Source organism: Mesorhizobium sp. WSM4814 (genome assembly GCF_055811595.1).
The window spans coordinates 56,020-70,724 of record NZ_JBVVQT010000009.1 but is presented as its reverse complement, the minus strand read 5'-3'; the positions used below and the strand labels follow the sequence as shown (position 1 = coordinate 70,724).

At 63.3% G+C, this 14,705-nt stretch carries 14 protein-coding genes; 7 read left to right on the top strand and 7 right to left on the bottom strand.

Annotated elements, in window-relative coordinates; all coding sequences use genetic code 11:
• Window positions 1-273: 273 nt before the first annotated feature.
• The 3 genes from AC0L2V_RS15945 to AC0L2V_RS15935 are packed head-to-tail and all read right to left on the bottom strand — an operon-like array spanning window position 274 to window position 2,547.
• Complete coding sequence (locus AC0L2V_RS15945) at window positions 274-1,911, bottom strand: acyl-CoA synthetase (protein WP_473508863.1); 1,638 nt, start codon at window positions 1,909-1,911, stop codon at window positions 274-276.
• A gap of 58 nt (window positions 1,912-1,969) precedes the next feature.
• Window positions 1,970-2,299 (bottom strand): type II toxin-antitoxin system RelE/ParE family toxin, encoded by a 330-nt coding sequence (locus tag AC0L2V_RS15940; protein WP_473508865.1) that lies wholly within the window; start codon window positions 2,297-2,299, stop codon window positions 1,970-1,972.
• Window positions 2,300-2,301: 2 nt separating this feature from the next.
• On the bottom strand, window positions 2,302-2,547 hold the full coding sequence (locus AC0L2V_RS15935) for a type II toxin-antitoxin system ParD family antitoxin (protein WP_077381476.1): 246 nt from the start codon (window positions 2,545-2,547) through the stop codon (window positions 2,302-2,304).
• A gap of 137 nt (window positions 2,548-2,684) precedes the next feature.
• On the opposite strand from AC0L2V_RS15935, the gene AC0L2V_RS15930 reads away from it, so the two are divergent.
• The 4 genes from AC0L2V_RS15930 to AC0L2V_RS15915 all read left to right on the top strand — a co-directional run bounded on the left by AC0L2V_RS15930 (window position 2,685) and on the right by AC0L2V_RS15915 (window position 6,431).
• Window positions 2,685-3,650, top strand: coding sequence for a sugar-binding transcriptional regulator (locus AC0L2V_RS15930; RefSeq protein ID WP_473508867.1), 966 nt, complete (start codon window positions 2,685-2,687; stop codon window positions 3,648-3,650).
• 80 nt (window positions 3,651-3,730) lie between these two features.
• Complete coding sequence (locus AC0L2V_RS15925; protein WP_473508868.1) at window positions 3,731-5,785, top strand: bifunctional aldolase/short-chain dehydrogenase; 2,055 nt, start codon at window positions 3,731-3,733, stop codon at window positions 5,783-5,785.
• A gap of 105 nt (window positions 5,786-5,890) precedes the next feature.
• Window positions 5,891-6,151: a type II toxin-antitoxin system ParD family antitoxin gene (locus AC0L2V_RS15920; protein ID WP_413468400.1), complete on the top strand. Its 261-nt coding sequence runs from the start codon at window positions 5,891-5,893 to the stop codon at window positions 6,149-6,151.
• On the top strand, window positions 6,144-6,431 hold the full coding sequence (locus tag AC0L2V_RS15915) for a type II toxin-antitoxin system RelE/ParE family toxin (RefSeq protein WP_091599850.1): 288 nt from the start codon (window positions 6,144-6,146) through the stop codon (window positions 6,429-6,431). The genes AC0L2V_RS15920 and AC0L2V_RS15915 overlap by 8 nt, the downstream gene beginning before the upstream one ends.
• Before the next feature lie 88 nt (window positions 6,432-6,519).
• Here the strand turns inward: AC0L2V_RS15915 and AC0L2V_RS15910 are convergent, their stop codons facing one another.
• The 3 genes from AC0L2V_RS15910 to AC0L2V_RS15900 all read right to left on the bottom strand — a co-directional run bounded on the left by AC0L2V_RS15910 (window position 6,520) and on the right by AC0L2V_RS15900 (window position 10,219).
• Window positions 6,520-7,575: a substrate-binding domain-containing protein gene (locus AC0L2V_RS15910; protein WP_473508870.1), complete on the bottom strand. Its 1,056-nt coding sequence runs from the start codon at window positions 7,573-7,575 to the stop codon at window positions 6,520-6,522.
• Between the two features lie 62 nt (window positions 7,576-7,637).
• Window positions 7,638-8,657: an ABC transporter permease gene (locus AC0L2V_RS15905; protein ID WP_473508872.1), complete on the bottom strand. Its 1,020-nt coding sequence runs from the start codon at window positions 8,655-8,657 to the stop codon at window positions 7,638-7,640.
• A 35-nt stretch (window positions 8,658-8,692) separates the two neighbouring features.
• Window positions 8,693-10,219, bottom strand: coding sequence for a sugar ABC transporter ATP-binding protein (locus AC0L2V_RS15900; RefSeq protein ID WP_473520573.1), 1,527 nt, complete (start codon window positions 10,217-10,219; stop codon window positions 8,693-8,695).
• Window positions 10,220-10,354: 135 nt separating this feature from the next.
• On the opposite strand from AC0L2V_RS15900, the gene mtnK reads away from it, so the two are divergent.
• From mtnK to AC0L2V_RS15885, 3 genes are all read left to right on the top strand, one after another.
• Entirely contained in the window at window positions 10,355-11,626 is a 1,272-nt protein-coding gene (mtnK, locus tag AC0L2V_RS15895) for an S-methyl-5-thioribose kinase (protein WP_473508876.1), read from the top strand.
• The gene (mtnA, locus tag AC0L2V_RS15890; RefSeq protein ID WP_473508877.1) at window positions 11,623-12,714 is read left to right on the top strand and encodes an S-methyl-5-thioribose-1-phosphate isomerase; all 1,092 of its coding nucleotides are present in this window, start codon (window positions 11,623-11,625) and stop codon (window positions 12,712-12,714) included. The genes mtnK and mtnA overlap by 4 nt, the downstream gene beginning before the upstream one ends.
• Window positions 12,715-13,016: 302 nt before the next feature.
• Window positions 13,017-13,844, top strand: a complete 828-nt coding sequence (locus AC0L2V_RS15885) for a phosphogluconate dehydrogenase C-terminal domain-containing protein (RefSeq protein WP_473508878.1) — start codon at window positions 13,017-13,019, stop codon at window positions 13,842-13,844.
• Between the two features lie 52 nt (window positions 13,845-13,896).
• On the opposite strand, the gene AC0L2V_RS15880 is transcribed toward AC0L2V_RS15885, so the two are convergent.
• Window positions 13,897-14,655, bottom strand: coding sequence for a hypothetical protein (locus AC0L2V_RS15880; RefSeq protein WP_473508880.1), 759 nt, complete (start codon window positions 14,653-14,655; stop codon window positions 13,897-13,899).
• Between the last annotated feature and the right edge of the window lie 50 nt (window positions 14,656-14,705).

Below are 14,705 nucleotides of genomic sequence, written 5' to 3'. Positions count from 1 at the left end.
TGCCGGTTCCCGGCATGAGCGGCGGCTCAGGCTAAATTCTGATCTGTCGTGATCCTTCGCGCCCCCCTCTGTCCTGCCGGACATCTCCCCCACGAGGGGGGAGATTGGCGGTTTTAGCGCCCAGCTAGTCCTGCAATGTTGAAAGTCGGCGAAAGCGGCGATGACAGCCAATCTCCCCCCAAGTGGGGGAGATGTCCGGCAGGACAGAGGGGGGCGCTGTCCCGCTGCCATCAAACGCTCTGCACCGTCGTGACGCCGACGGTCCTGATCCACCTACCCCTTAACCATCGCCCTCAGCCTGAACTTCTGGATCTTGCCGGTTGAGGTCTTCGGGATTTCGGCGAAGATCACCGCTTTCGGCAGTTTGAAGCGGGCGAGCAGCGCGCGACAGTGGTCGATGATCTCGGCCTCGGTCGCCGTCCTGCCCGGCTTCAGCTCGACATAGGCGACCGGCACCTCGCCCCATTTGTCGTCGGGCCTGGCAACGACGCCGCAGGAGGCGACGGCGCCGTGCTTGTAGAGCGCCTCCTCGACCTCGATCGAGGAGATGTTCTCGCCGCCGGAAATGATGATGTCCTTGGAGCGGTCCTTGAGCTGGATGTAGCCGTCGGGATGCATGACGCCGAGGTCGCCGGAGTGGAACCAGCCGCCGGCGAAGGCCTCGTCGCTCGCCTTGCGGTTCTTCAGATAGCCCTTCATGACGATGTTGCCGCGGAACATGACCTCGCCGATCGTCTCGCCGTCGGCCGGCGTCGCCTCCATCGTCTCGGGGTCCATCACCGTCAGATCCTCGAGCGCGGCATAGCGCACGCCTTGCCTGGCCTTCCTCGCCGCCTGCTGTCCCTTCTCCAGCCCATCCCACTCGCCATGCCATTCGTTGACGACAGCCGGGCCATAAGTCTCGGTCAGGCCATAGAGGTGGGTGACGGCAAAACCCGCGTCGGCCATGCCCGACAACACCGCTTCCGGCGGCGGTGCCGCGGCGGTGTTGAAGGTGACCGTCTGCGGAAATTGCCGCTTGTCCTCGTCGCTGGCGTTGATCAGCACCGACATCACCACCGGCGCGCCGCACAGATGGGTGACGCCGTGGTCGGCGATGGTGTCGTAGATCGGCTTCGGCCGCACCCAGCGCAGGCAGACATGGGTGCCGGCCTGCACGGCCAGCGTCCACGGAAAGCACCAGCCATTGCAGTGGAACATCGGCAGCGTCCACAGATAGACCGCATGCTTGCCCATGCCGGCATGGATGGTGTTGGCATAGGCCATCAGTGCCGCACCGCGATGGTGATAGACGACGCCCTTCGGATTGCCTGTCGTGCCGGAGGTGTAGTTGAGCGAGATCGCGTCCCATTCGTCGTCCGGCATCGACCAGGCGAAATCCTCGTCGCCGCCCGCGACGAAGGTCTCGTAATCGAGCGAGCCGATCCGCTCGCCCTTGGGATAAGGGGCGTCAGTGGCGTATTCGGGATCGTCATAGTCGATGACCAGCGGTTTTACCCTGGCCAGCGCCAGCGCCTCGCTGACGACATTTGCAAACTCGCGATCGATGACCAGCACCTTGGTTTCGGCATGGTCGAGCTGAAAGGCGATGACGGCGGCATCGAGGCGGGTGTTGAGCGAATGCAGCACCGCCTTGGTCATCGGCACGCCGAAATGCGCTTCCAGCATCGGCGGGGTGTTGGACAGCATGACGGTGACGGTGTCACCCTTGCCGATGCCGCGCCTGGAGAGCGCCGAAGCAAGCTTCAGCGACCGCCGCCAGAAATCGCGATAGGTCGTGCGCTGGCGACCATGGATGATCGCGACATGGGCGGGAAAGGTCCTTGCCGCCCGCTCCAGATAGCTGAGCGGCGTCAGCGGCTGGTGGTTGGCTGGATTCCTGCCGAGATCCTGTTCGTAGGGATTGCCCATCCCGTCCTCCCCATGTTTATCGAACGCTTCGGCACGCTGGCGAGCGAGGCCGCCTCAGCTACTCCTGGCGCCCCTGCCCGCCTTCGCCTTCTGACCATAACGCGTTGATGTCGCGATGCCCTTCGATGATGTTCGCCACCTCAAAGCAATCTCCATTATAGCGGAAGAAAATGACGTATCCCCGGAAAGCGAAACTCCGGATGTCCGGCCGGAGATCGGGGCGAGCACGACCGAGCGTCGCCTGCAAGCTCGCCAGATCACGGCATTTCTGGCGCAGAGCATCCACAAAACGGCGGCCAAGCACCAGGCTGCCGCTTTCGCGAGCGACGTATTCAAAGATATTGACCAAATCTGTCTGTACCGACGGCAACATACGCAGCCGTGGCACTCCTAGAAGCCTTCCTTTGCGAGTTGCTCAGCCTTGGCTTCCACAGCCGCGTCAATGTCCTGCTCGGTCGCTTCGCCGTCGTCAGCAAACGACTTATCCAGCATGGCGCGTAGCGCCTTTAGCTTTTCCTCGCGTTCTTCGACCAGGCGCAAGCCTTCGCGCACGACTTCGCTGGCAGAACCGTAGCGGCCCCGCTTGACAATGTTGGACACGAAAGTTTCCCAGCGCTCACCCAATGATACGTTCATTGTCAGGCCTCCTGTTCAGTTTTTATCCCGATAACAAAAATGGCGCAATCACTGGCATCGACAATGCCCGCAGTTCACCAAGATTCCACAATTTGACTTTTGTCGACAGCCGTGAATAATGTCAGCGAGGAGATGGCATGGCGATCCGACCGGCAGAACAGCTTATCCATAAGGCCGCCTGGCTCTACTATGCCCACGGCTTGCGCCAGGACCAGGTCGCCAGCCAGCTCAAGATTTCCCGCGCCTCGGTCGCCATGTATCTGCGCAAAGCGCGCGAGACCGGCATCGTCAACATCTCGACCTCGACCCAGCTTTTCACCGACGACGTCATGGCGCGCAAACTCGAAGACGCATTGAAGCTCGATGCCGTCTGGATAGCGCCGGAAAACGGCCATGTCGCCGATCCGTCGACCGACATCGCGGTGCTGGCGGCCAGCGTCTTTCTCGAATTGATCAAGAAGGGCGATCGCATCGGCGTCGCCTGGGGAAGGACCATCTATACGATCGCCGACATCATGTCCTATGCCGATCTGCAGGATGTCACGGTGGTGCAGCTCTGCGGCAATCTGGGAGCCCCCTATTCCTACCGCCCCGACCAATGCACCATGGAAATCGCCCGCCGGCTCAATGCCAAGGGACTCAATTTCTATGCGCCGCTGGTGCTGACGACAGAGGAACTGGCGCGCGGCCTGCGCGACGAGCCGGTGATCCGCGAGCAGTTGTCGGGCATCAGTGCGTGCAATCTGGCGCTTTACTCAGTCGGCACCGTCGACGCCGACAGCCATGTCGTCAAATGCGGCGCGCTGACTGCCAGCGAAATGGAGGTGCTGCGTCGTGCCGGGGCTGCCGGCGTCATCGCCGGTCAGATCATCGACGCGCAAGGCAAGGCGCTCGACTGCAGCTACAACAGGCGGATCATTTCGGCGGAGCTGTCATCGCTGCGCAAGATTGAAAAGCGCCTCGTGGTGGTGCAGGAGGACAGCAAGTTCGGACCGCTGGTGGCGGCGATCGCGGGTCGGCTATGCACGCATCTGGTGGTCGGCGCCCGGATGGCGCGACGGCTGCTCGACGATGCCGGACCGGCAGCAGAAAAGGTCGCCTAGAGAACACAAGCCGCGGACGCATTGTCATCAAGGCGTCGCGGCATTCCTGTTTCACAACAAAACAACCGGACGAAGCGAACATGAAGAACCTGTGGAATGACGGCGACGCGGAGAAGCTGGTTGCCGACTATGCAACAAAGGGTGTGGCCCGCGACCTGGCGCTGCGCGTCTACACGACCAGGCTTCTGGGCGGCGAACCGCGGCTTGTCCTGCATGGCGGCGGCAACACATCGTGCAAGACAAAGGCCATCGATCTCGTCGGCGACGAATGGGACGTGCTCTGCGTCAAGGGCAGCGGCTGGGACATGGGCATCATCGAGCCGCAGGGCCTGCCGGCGGTCAAGCTCGGCGCGCTGCTCAAGGCGCGGTCGCTCAAAAAACTCTCCGACGAAGACATGGTGGCGCTGCAGCGGGTGAACCTGATCGATCCGTCTTCGCCCAACCCTTCAGTCGAGACACTGCTGCACGCCTTCCTGCCGCATAAATTCGTCGACCATACGCACTCGACCGCGATCCTGGCCATTGTCGACCAAGACGACAGCGAGGCGCTGAGCAAGAAGGTTTTTGGCAATAAGATGGGGTTCGTGCCCTACATCATGCCGGGATTCGACCTGGCGAAGGCGGCTGCCGATGTCTTCGACGCCGACCCGACGGTCGAAGGCCTGATCCTCGACAAGCATGGCATTTTCACGTTCGGCGACGACGCCAAGCAGGCTTACGACCGGATGATCCATTATGTTGATATCGCCGAGGATTTCATCGCCAGCCACGGCAAGCCGCGCAGCGAAAAAGCTGCCTTGCCGGCCAGGCTGGCGAGGCCTGCGGAGATTGCGCCGATGCTGCGCGGTGAGGTGGCGGTAGCGCGCGGCGAAGGCCGCTTCGACCGTATGATCAGCGATTTCCGCACCTCGGACGCGATCGTCGATTTCATCAATTCGGCTGACATTGCCGACTATGCCGGGCGCGGCGTGTCGACGCCCGACCTGTCGATCCGCATCAAGACCGGACCGATGGCGCTGCCGGCGCCCGACGCGGACAAGATCGGCGACTACAAATCCGTCATTCGCCAGCATGTCGAAAACTTCGCTAGGGACTATCGCGCCTACTTCGAGACCAACGACGCGCTCGACGACGTGAAGCGCACTATGCTCGACCAGATGCCACGCCTGACGCTGGTGCCGGGGCTCGGCATGTTCGGCCATGGCCGCACGCTGAAGGATGCGAAGATTGCCTCCGACGTCGGTGAAATGTGGATCGAGGCGGTGCGCGGCGCCGAAGCAATCGGCGATTTCCATCCACTGTCCAAGGCCGACCTTTTTCCGCTCGAATACTGGTCGCTGGAACAGGCCAAGCTCGCCGCCAACAAGCCGAAGCCGCTGACCGGCCAAATTGTGCTGGTCACCGGCGGCGCCGGCGCGATCGGCGCCGCCACGGCAAAGCTGTTCGCCGACAATGGCGCTCATGCGGTCGTCGTCGATCTCGACGCGGCGAGGGCGACGGAGGCGGCAAAAAAGGCCGGCAACGGTTCGATCGGCGTCGGCGCCGACATCACCGACCCGGCGCAGATGCGCGCTGCCTTCGACAAGGCGGTTGCCGTCTACGGTGGCCTCGACATCCTCGTCTCGAATGCCGGTGCGGCTTGGGAAGGCAGGATCGGCGAACTCGACGACGCCACTTTGCGCAAGAGCTTCGAACTCAATTTCTTCGCCCACCAGTCGGCGGCGCAGAACGCAGTGCGCATCATGCTCGAGCAGGGCACCGGCGGCGTGCTTTTGTTCAACACCTCCAAGCAGGCGATCAATCCGGGTCCGAAGTTCGGCGCCTATGGCATGCCAAAGGCGGCGACGCTTTTCCTGTCCAGGCAATATGCTGTCGACTACGGCGCCCACGGCATCCGCTCCAATGCGGTCAACGCCGACCGCATCCGTTCCGGGCTGTTGACCGACGCGATGATCGCCAGCCGTTCGAGCGCCCGCGGGGTCTCGGAAAAGGAATATATGGCGGGCAATCTGCTCGGGCAGGAAGTGACGGCCGAAGACGTCGCCCAGGCCTTCCTGCATCAGGCGCTGGCAGAGCGCACCACCGCCAATGTGACGACGGTGGATGGCGGCAATATCGCGGCGGCGCTGCGGTAGCTTGGAACTTTGCCATTCTCGCGGTGAGAGATCACCGGAGAATCCTAACAAAGATTGTTAGACCTTGTGAGATATGATACATGGCCAAGCATGAAAACCCATCCCATGCGCACCCTTACCATATCCCTCACCCCGCAACAGGCGGCCCGCCTGCAAAGCGCTGTCGAAGGCGGGGGATATGCCTCTAACAGCGAGATTGTCCGCGACGCTCTGCGCCTGTGGGAACAGCGCGAGGAATTGCGCGCCTTGGAGTTGGAACACTTGAAGCGGGCCTATGCCGACGGCATGGCCAGCGGCAAGCCGGTGGAAGTCGAACCCGCCGAGTTCATACGCGGTTTGAAGGCAGAACGCCGCGCCCGTGGCTAGATATCGGCTCACGCCGCGCGCCTCGCAAGATTTGCGGGATATTTGGCACACTATCGCAATCGAGAATGAAAAGGCAGCCGACAAGCTGCTTATGCGCATTTTTGACAAACTGGAGCTGGCGGCGGAGCACCCCAAGATGGGCACAGCCAGGCCAGAGTTGAGTGTGACGGCCCGCGTGCTCATCGAGGGCCGCTACATCGTCATCTACGAACCGCAGCTGGAAGGCATCCTGGTCGTGGCGATCGTCCACGGGATGCGCGATCCGGAGCACTGGCTGTAAACCACGAGCCTGACGGAGCAGGCATTCAGACCTGGAAAAGAGCGGCCCGCCCGCGAGCCGCTCTTCCCTTGGGCCTGCGATGGTACGCTTATTTGGCGTTCGGGTTCGGCATCCAGGCCGGCATCGCGACATCGGCATGGGCGAACTGCGGCAGCTTGGCCGAGAGGTCTTCCATGTTCTTGATGTCCTTGTCGATCAGGTCCTTCTGGCTGATCAGCGTCGGCGGCACGATGACGTTTTGACCGGGGTCTTCGCCGGCCAAAAGCTGCGCCAGCGCGCGCACCGAAACCTGGCCGACGACGGCCGGGTTGGTGGCAGCCGTCGCCGCCCAGGCGCTGTCGGGCTCGCGCATCGCGGCGATGTCGGAGGTCGAGATGTCGGCCGAATAGATCTTGATGTCCTGTGACAGGCCGGCCTCGTCGACGGCGATCTTCACCCCCTTGGCGAATTCGTCAAAGGGCGCGAACATCACCTTGATGTCGGGGTTGGCCGACAGCACCGAACGGGCCTGGTTGGCGACGGAATTGGCGATCGGGTTGTCGAGCGCGCCGAACATCGCCGCCTCTTTGATGCCGGGATATTTCTTCTTGAACTCGACCCAGGTCTCGTTGCGGCGGTCGAGCGGCGCGATGCCGGCGACATAGACGTAGCCGGCCTTCCAGCCCTCGCCATTGTCCTTGATTGCCTGCTCGAGAGCGAGGCGTGCAAGGTCGCGGTCGGACTGCTCGATCTGCGGTATTTTGGGGTTCTCGAGGTTGACGTCGAAGGCGACGACCTTGATGCCGGCGTCGACCGCGCGCTGGGCGGCTTCCTTCATCGATTCCGTCAAGCCGTGCTGGATGATGATGCCCTGAACGCCGAGCGCGATGGCCTGGTCGACCATGTCCGCCTGAAGGGCGGCATCCTGACGGCTGTCGAGGACGCGCAGATCGACGCCAAGCGCCTTGGCCTGCGCTTCTACACCGGACAGATAGGCCTGGAAGAAGTCGCCGGTCGAGAGATAGCGGACCAGCGCGATCTTGACGGCGCCGGGCTTGTCGAACGGCGCCGGCCTGTCCTGCGCCATCGCCGGGACCTGCATCAGCAGCGCAGCACCGGCAAGCCCGATTGCTGCCTTCCCCAAAACTCTTCTTGTGATCTTCATGTTGTCTCCTCCACTTGTTGAATTCAAATTTCAGCCGGTCGAAAATCCTGTCCGTCGAAATCCTACCTGTTGCCCCTGTCGGAAAGGGCGAAGGTGAAGACCAGGGCAACCACGAGAACCACGCCCTTGATGAAATCCTGCGTGTAATAGGGCGCGTTCATCATCGTCAGGCCCTGCAGCAGCACGCCGACAAACACCGCGCCGACAGCCGTGCCGAAGGCGTTCGGCTTGGCGGCGCCAAGAACCGCGTAGCCGATGAGTGCCGCAGCCACTGCGTCCAGCAGGAGATTATTACCCGAGGCGATGTCGCCGCGTCCAAGCCGGGCAGCGAGCAAAATGCCGCCGATCGAGGCAAAAACCCCTGAAATAACGTATGCCCAGATTTTGTATGCCTTGACAGGCGCGCCGGCGAGTTCGGCAGCCCGTTGGTTGCTGCCGACCGCATACATCATGCGGCCGAAACGGGTGTATTCGAGAAAGAACCAGATCAGCACCGCAAGCACGAGCAGGACGACGACCGAAACCGGGATGAGGTTGGGGATGAAGAAATCGAAGCGGTGGCGGCCGAGCGCCAGGAAGCCGGCGCCGAACGTGCCGTTGGCGACCGAGCCGTCAGGCATCGTCATGCCGGTGGCGATCGAGCGGCCCTCGGTCGGGATTCGCTGCAAGCCGACGAGCAGGAACATCATGCCGAGCGTCGCCAGAAGGTCCGGTACACGCATATAGACGATCAGCCAGCCATTGATGAGGCCGACGATGACGCCGATCGCGAGACAGGCGACAACCGCGACGACAGCGTTCTGCTCCAGCACCACCATGACATAGGCGGCCGCCATCATGGCGCTGGTGGCGACGGAGCCGATCGACAGGTCGAAGCCGCCGACGACCAGGGTGGCGGTGACGCCGAGCGCCAGCACGCCGGTGATGGCGACGGACTGGAAGATGAAGACGGCGCTCTGCGGCGAGACGAAGCCATCGGCGGCGATGGCGAAATAGGCGATCAACCCGAACAGCAGAACGATGAAGCCATAGCGGATGGCATGGCCGCGCGCGGCTGCCATCCTTACCCAACCCGAACTCATGCCCTCTCCATTCCACGTCCCATTATCTGCCCGCCTCACGCTGCGCTGTGCAGCGGCCCGCCCGCCACTTCGGCCAGCAGGCGATCGACGTCGATGTCGGCGTTGCGATGCTCACCGACGATTGTCTGCTCCGACATCACCAGGATGCGGTCGGCGGTCTCCAGCGCCTCGTCGAGCTCGGTGACGAACAGCAGCGTCGCACGGCCGTTGGCGCTCGCCCGCAGCTTGGCCGCGATATCGCGCCTGGCTGAAATGTCGACGCCCTGAAACGGCTCGTCCAGTATGAACAGTCTTGCCGCCTGCGACATCCAGCGGGCGACCATCACCTTCTGCTGGTTGCCGCCGGAAAGCGCTGACATTTCGTCCTTCTCCGAGCGGCAGACGATGCCCAATTCCTTGATCTGCCGGCGGGCGGTGGCGCGCTCGATGCGGCGCTTGAGAACGCCCAGACGCGACATCCGCCTGTGAAACGGCAGGCTGATATTTTTCTGGATGTTGAAGTCGCCGACGATCCCGTTTTCGCTCCGGTCCTTGGCGACGAGAAACACGCCGGCGGCGATCGCCTCGCCTGTCGACCCCGGTGCATAGGCTTTGCCGTTCAGCACCATGGTGCCGGACAGCGGCTTGCGGACGCCAAACAGCGTCTCGGCGAGCGCTGTCTTGCCGACGCCGACGAGGCCGGTGATGGCAACGACTTCGCCGTCGCCGAGCGTCAGCGAGATCGGCCTGGAACCTTCGGCAATGCGCAACCTGTCGATCGTCAGGACAGGCCTGGCCGAATTCCTGGCGACGATCCGCTCGAGGTGGATCTTGCGGCCGAGCATGGCGTTGACCGCGCCTTCATAATCGAGCGGCTTGCTGTCGAAGACGCCTGAGACGACGCCGTCGCGCATCGAGACGATCCGGTCGGCAAGCCGCCTGATGTCGGACATGCGGTGCGAGATGTAGAGGATGGCGACGCCCTGCTCGCGCAGCCTGTCGAGCAGCGCGAAAAGCCGGTCGGCCTCGGCGCTGGACAAGGACGAGGTCGGCTCGTCGAGGATCAGCACCTTCGGCTGATGCGCCATGGCGCGGGCAATCGCCACCATCTGGCGATCGGCCAGCGAGAGATCGCTGATCCGGGCCTTCAGGTCGATCATCAGCCCCATGCGGTCGGCAACCGCCTTTGCCTCGCGGCGCACCCGGCCCGGATTGAACAGGGTCGGCGCGCCGCTGCCGCTCAGCCTGTCGAGCGTCAAATTGGTGGCGACGTCGAGATCGGCGACGACACCGTCATTGATGTTCTGATGAACGGTGACGACGCCGGCGCGGATCGCCGCCGCCGGCGTTTTCGGCGCGAAGTCGTGCGGCGCGAAGTTTTGGCCGGCAAGGCTCATCGTGCCGCCGCCGCGCTCGTAAACGCCGCTGATGATCTTGACCAGGGTGGATTTGCCGGCGCCGTTGGCGCCCATCAGCACGGTCAATTCACCGGCATGCAAATCGAGCGAGACGCCGCCAAGCACCTCGATAGGGCCGAAGGATTTCCTCAGGCCGTCGACGCGGAACACGGCATCATTGCCCATTCGTTCCTCCCTGGCGACGACGCTATGGGCTGTTCCGGCAATTGTCAACACGATTGACAATTGCCAGAGGGCTTCCTAGCTTGGACCAACCGTGATGGCTCCACTAAGATGAGAGCACGTAAACGGGAGGTGAGGATGACTGGGAAATTGCCGTTCGAAGCACTGTCGGTCGAAACACTGGCGGCCCGCCTCGGCGCCAACGCGGCGCTGTGCTCGCATATCGGCAAGGACACGAGCCGCTGGAAGGTTCGCGAGGTCGGCGACGGCAATCTGAACCTGGTGTTCATCGTCGAGGGTGCGCAGGGTGCGGCCGTCGTCAAGCAGGCCCTGCCCTATGTCCGCCTGGTCGGCGACAGCTGGCCGCTGCCGCTAAAACGCTCCTTCTTTGAATATCACGCGCTGACCCGGCAGCAGGCGAGAGCGCCCGGTTCGGTGCCGGCGATCCATCACTTCGACGAAGGCCAGGCGCTGATCATCATGGAGTACCTGTCGCCGCACATCATCCTGCGGCGGGCGCTGATCGAGGGCCGGCAACTGCCCAACATCGCCAGGGACATCGGCCTGTTCATGGCCCGCACCCTGTTTCGCGGCTCCGACCTGCATATGGCGACCAGGGATCGCAAGGCCGATCTGGCGCTGTTCGCCGACAATGTCGAGCTTTGCGACATCACCGAGAACCTGGTGTTCTCGGACCCGTATTTCGATGCCAAGATGAACCGGCATACGAGCCCGCAGCTCGACAGCATCGTTGCAGAATTGCGCGCCGACCGTGACCTCAAGGTCGAGGCGCAGCGGCTGAAGCACATTTTTGCGGCCAATGCAGAGACGCTGCTGCACGGCGACCTGCATTCCGGCTCGATCATGGTCACCGAGACAGAAACGCGGATGATCGATCCCGAATTCGCCTTCTACGGCCCGATCGCCTTCGACGTCGGCATGCTGCTCGCCAATTTCTGGATGGCGTTCTTCTCGCAGCGTGGCCACGAGCAGAACGGGAAGCGCGACACCATGCGCGCCTATCTGCTCGACGTCACGGTCGACACATGGTCGGTGTTCCGCAGCGAGTTCTCGCATCTGTGGCGAACCGAGCGCACCGGCATGCTCTACCAGAAGAGCCTGTTCGAGGATCAGGGCGACAGGCTTGGCGCCGAACAGGCGCTCGACCACATGCTGCACCAGGTGTGGACCGACATGCTGGGCTTTGCCGGCGTCGAGGTGCACAGGCGCATTCTGGGCCTCGCGCACAATGCCGATTTCGAGACCATTGCCGACGCCGATCTGCGCGCCACATGTGAGGCAAAGGCGCTGAAATTCGGCCGTCACATCGCCGTCAACCGGCGCCAGATCCACAGCATCGACGAGGTCAACAAATTGGCCGCACTGATCGAACGGGAGAACAGGATTTGAATGTCGGCGACCGCCACTACCGCACCATCTGGCTGAGCGACGACGGCCGTTCGGTGGAGATCATCGATCAGCGCTGGCTGCCGCATGATTTCCGCGTCGAAAAAGTCGACACCGTTGCCGGCATCGCCACGGCGATCCGCGACATGTGGGTGCGCGGCGCGCCGCTGATCGGCGTCACCGCCGCCTATGGCGTCGCCATGCAGATGGCCGACGACCCTTCGGATGCGGCACTCGACGGCGTCTGGGAGGTCTTGCACGAAACCCGCCCGACCGCGATCAATCTGCGCTGGGCGCTCGATGAGATGCGCAATTTGCTGCGGCCGCTTCCATCAGGACAGCGCGCCGAGGCGGCTTACCGGCGCGCCGGCGAAATCGCCGACGAGGATGTCGGCCTCAACCGCGCCATCGGCGTCAACGGGCTTGAAATCATCAGGGAAATCGCAGCACGCAAGCAACCGGGCGAGCCGGTCAACATCCTGACCCATTGCAATGCCGGCTGGCTGGCCACCGTCGACTACGGCACCGCCACGGCGCCGATCTATCTGGCAACGGAAGCCGGCATTCCCGTTCATGTCTATGTCGACGAAACCCGCCCGCGCAACCAGGGCGCCCAGTTGACCGCATGGGAGATGGCCGGCCACGGTGTGCCGCATACACTGATCGTCGACAATGCCGGCGGCCATCTGATGCAGCGCGGCCAGATCGACATGGTCATCGTCGGCACCGACCGCACCACCGCCGACGGCGATGTCTGCAACAAGATCGGCACCTATCTGAAGGCGCTGGCCGCCGCCGACAACGACGTGCCGTTCTATGTCGCGCTGCCGTCGCCAACCATCGACTGGACGGTGGGTGACGGGCTGGCCGAAATCCCGATCGAACAGCGTTCCAGCGACGAGGTCTCACTGGTCTGGGGTAAGACCGCGAGTGGCGAGATTGCGCAGGTCCGCATCTCGCCGGAGACGACGCCCGCGGCAAACCCGGCCTTCGACGTGACGCCGGCGCGGCTGGTCACCGGATTGATCACCGAGCGCGGCGTCGCCAGGGCGTCGCGCGACGGCTTGAAGGCGATGTTTCCCGGACGCTGATGGATCCTGCTCCCACGGATACTGCTGAGACGGTTGGCAGCGGACCCTAACTATCAAGACTGACGGCTCGCCGGAACCCTGAAAAGACCCGGCCTCGCCGGCAATGCCAAATGCGATGTCGATCCACCACATGATCCGACAAGGCCGCCACCAGCTGGCGCAGCCGACGGCGCGGGGCTGCGGAATTGGCTCTCGTGAACGCGTTCGTCCCAAACGGGTTGCCAATCCATGGTAGTGTGATTATACCAGTTACTAAGGTGACGATCGGCAGGGTCATCGTTGAAGATCAGGAGTAGGGCCAGATGACTACGATTGCGCTGTTTGGTGCCGGCGGCAAAATGGGTTACCGCCTGTCGACCAATTTTCGTGGCTCTCCCTACAGCATACGCCATGTCGAGGTCAGCGACGCCGGCCGCGAGCGGCTGAAGACCGGGCTGGGCCTCGACGCGGTCAGCGCCGATGAAGCCCTGAACGGCGCCGAGGTGGTAATCCTGGCGGTTCCCGACACCCATATCGGCAAGGTCGCGGCCAGCATCGAGGGCAAGCTTGCGTCCGGCACAATGGTGGTCGTGCTCGACGCCGCAGCGCCTTTCGCCGGTCATTTGCCGAAGCGGCCGGACCTGACCTATTTCGTCACCCATCCCTGCCATCCGCCGATCTTCAACGACGAGACCGACATGGCGGCCAAGAAGGACTATTTCGGCGGCGTCAAGGCCAAGCAGCATATGGTCAGCGCGCTGATGCAGGGACCGGAGGAGGATTTCGCCAAGGGCGAAGCGATCGCCAAGATCATCTGGGCCCCGGTGATGCGGTCGCATCGCGTCACCGTCGACCAGATGGCGCTGCTCGAGCCGGGCCTTTCGGAGACCGTCTGCGCTTCGCTGCTGGTCGTCATGAAGGAAGCGGTCGACGAGGTCGTCGCGCGCGGAGTCGACCAGCAGGCCGCGCTCGACTTCCTGCTTGGCCACATGAATGTGCTCGGCGCCGTCATCTTCGGCGAGACCAAGGGGGTGTTCTCCGACGCCTGCAACAAGGCCATCGAGTTCGGCAAGCCGGTGCTGATGCGCGAGGACTGGAAGCGGGTCTTCGAGCCGGAAGAGATCGCAGCGAGCATCCAGCGCATCACCTGAAGGCGGAAGCCTCCTTTCCTTCTCCTCTCGTAGGAGAAGGTACAGGCGCGTCCTATGTCACCGCAGTGACTCTACCCGCCGCATCGAGGCGACAGCCGACTCGCGCCTGCCGAACCTCGACGCCGCCTTGTCTTGCATAGTGTATGCGCACCTCGATCGGCGCCGTGAGCGCGCCCCGAAATTGCTGCAACGGGCCCGCGCTTACCGCGTGAACAAGCACGGCGCCAAGCGGCGTCGCGGCCGACGCGATCGCCGTGCGGCAGGCGCGCACCACAGCTGGTGGGATACCGGGTTTGGCTTTCAGTGGCGCCATAAACGGATAGCCATAGGTGATCCGCGCCGACGCGTTGCGACCAGTTGCGGAAGGCCTGAGCTTGCGGGGCAGGATGGCGAATTGACTCGCGGCCTTGGCCTTGGTGGTGGCTGGCGTGATGCCGGCATTGCTGCTCGCGGCTTGCCCGGCGCCCAGCGCCGGGTTGCCTGGCTTACCTCCTGGAGCGGTGCCCGATGCGGACGAACGGTCGCCCACCCCGACACCTGTCGACAGGCCGCCGCTTGCGCCGCCGAGGTTGCCGCTGACGCCAAGTCCGGCACCGAGCGATCCCTTGCCCGCGCCGAGCGATCCGCCAAGGCTTGCTCCCCCTACTCCATCGACGCTCGAGCCGCCCGCCACCGAGGCGCCTTTCGGGCCGGCGCTAAGGCCAGCACCGACCCCGACACCGCCAAGTTTGCCGCCAAGCCCCGCCTCAAGAGCCGAGGCAGGGCAAATTGCGATCGCGACGGTCAATGCGGCTGCGACGTATTTGTTCATCACCATATTCCTCCTGCGGCATGGATTCGGCCCACCGAAATGCCCTTCAC

Bases quoted from the DNA above. Each gene is read 5' to 3' on its own strand.
- AC0L2V_RS15900 (WP_473520573.1), bottom strand. From the start codon at position 10,219: ATGGGCAATGATGCCGTGTTCCGCGTCGACGGCCTGAGGAAATCCTTC.
- AC0L2V_RS15945 (WP_473508863.1), bottom strand. From the start codon at position 1,911: ATGGGCAATCCCTACGAACAGGATCTCGGCAGGAATCCAGCCAACCAC.
- mtnK (WP_473508876.1), top strand. From the start codon at position 10,355: ATGACTGGGAAATTGCCGTTCGAAGCACTGTCGGTCGAAACACTGGCG.
- AC0L2V_RS15930 (WP_473508867.1), top strand. From the start codon at position 2,685: ATGGCGATCCGACCGGCAGAACAGCTTATCCATAAGGCCGCCTGGCTC.
- AC0L2V_RS15880 (WP_473508880.1), bottom strand. From the start codon at position 14,655: ATGAACAAATACGTCGCAGCCGCATTGACCGTCGCGATCGCAATTTGC.
- AC0L2V_RS15920 (WP_413468400.1), top strand. From the start codon at position 5,891: ATGCGCACCCTTACCATATCCCTCACCCCGCAACAGGCGGCCCGCCTG.
- AC0L2V_RS15910 (WP_473508870.1), bottom strand. From the start codon at position 7,575: ATGAAGATCACAAGAAGAGTTTTGGGGAAGGCAGCAATCGGGCTTGCC.
- AC0L2V_RS15935 (WP_077381476.1), bottom strand. From the start codon at position 2,547: ATGAACGTATCATTGGGTGAGCGCTGGGAAACTTTCGTGTCCAACATT.
- AC0L2V_RS15905 (WP_473508872.1), bottom strand. From the start codon at position 8,657: ATGAGTTCGGGTTGGGTAAGGATGGCAGCCGCGCGCGGCCATGCCATC.
- AC0L2V_RS15925 (WP_473508868.1), top strand. From the start codon at position 3,731: ATGAAGAACCTGTGGAATGACGGCGACGCGGAGAAGCTGGTTGCCGAC.
- AC0L2V_RS15885 (WP_473508878.1), top strand. From the start codon at position 13,017: ATGACTACGATTGCGCTGTTTGGTGCCGGCGGCAAAATGGGTTACCGC.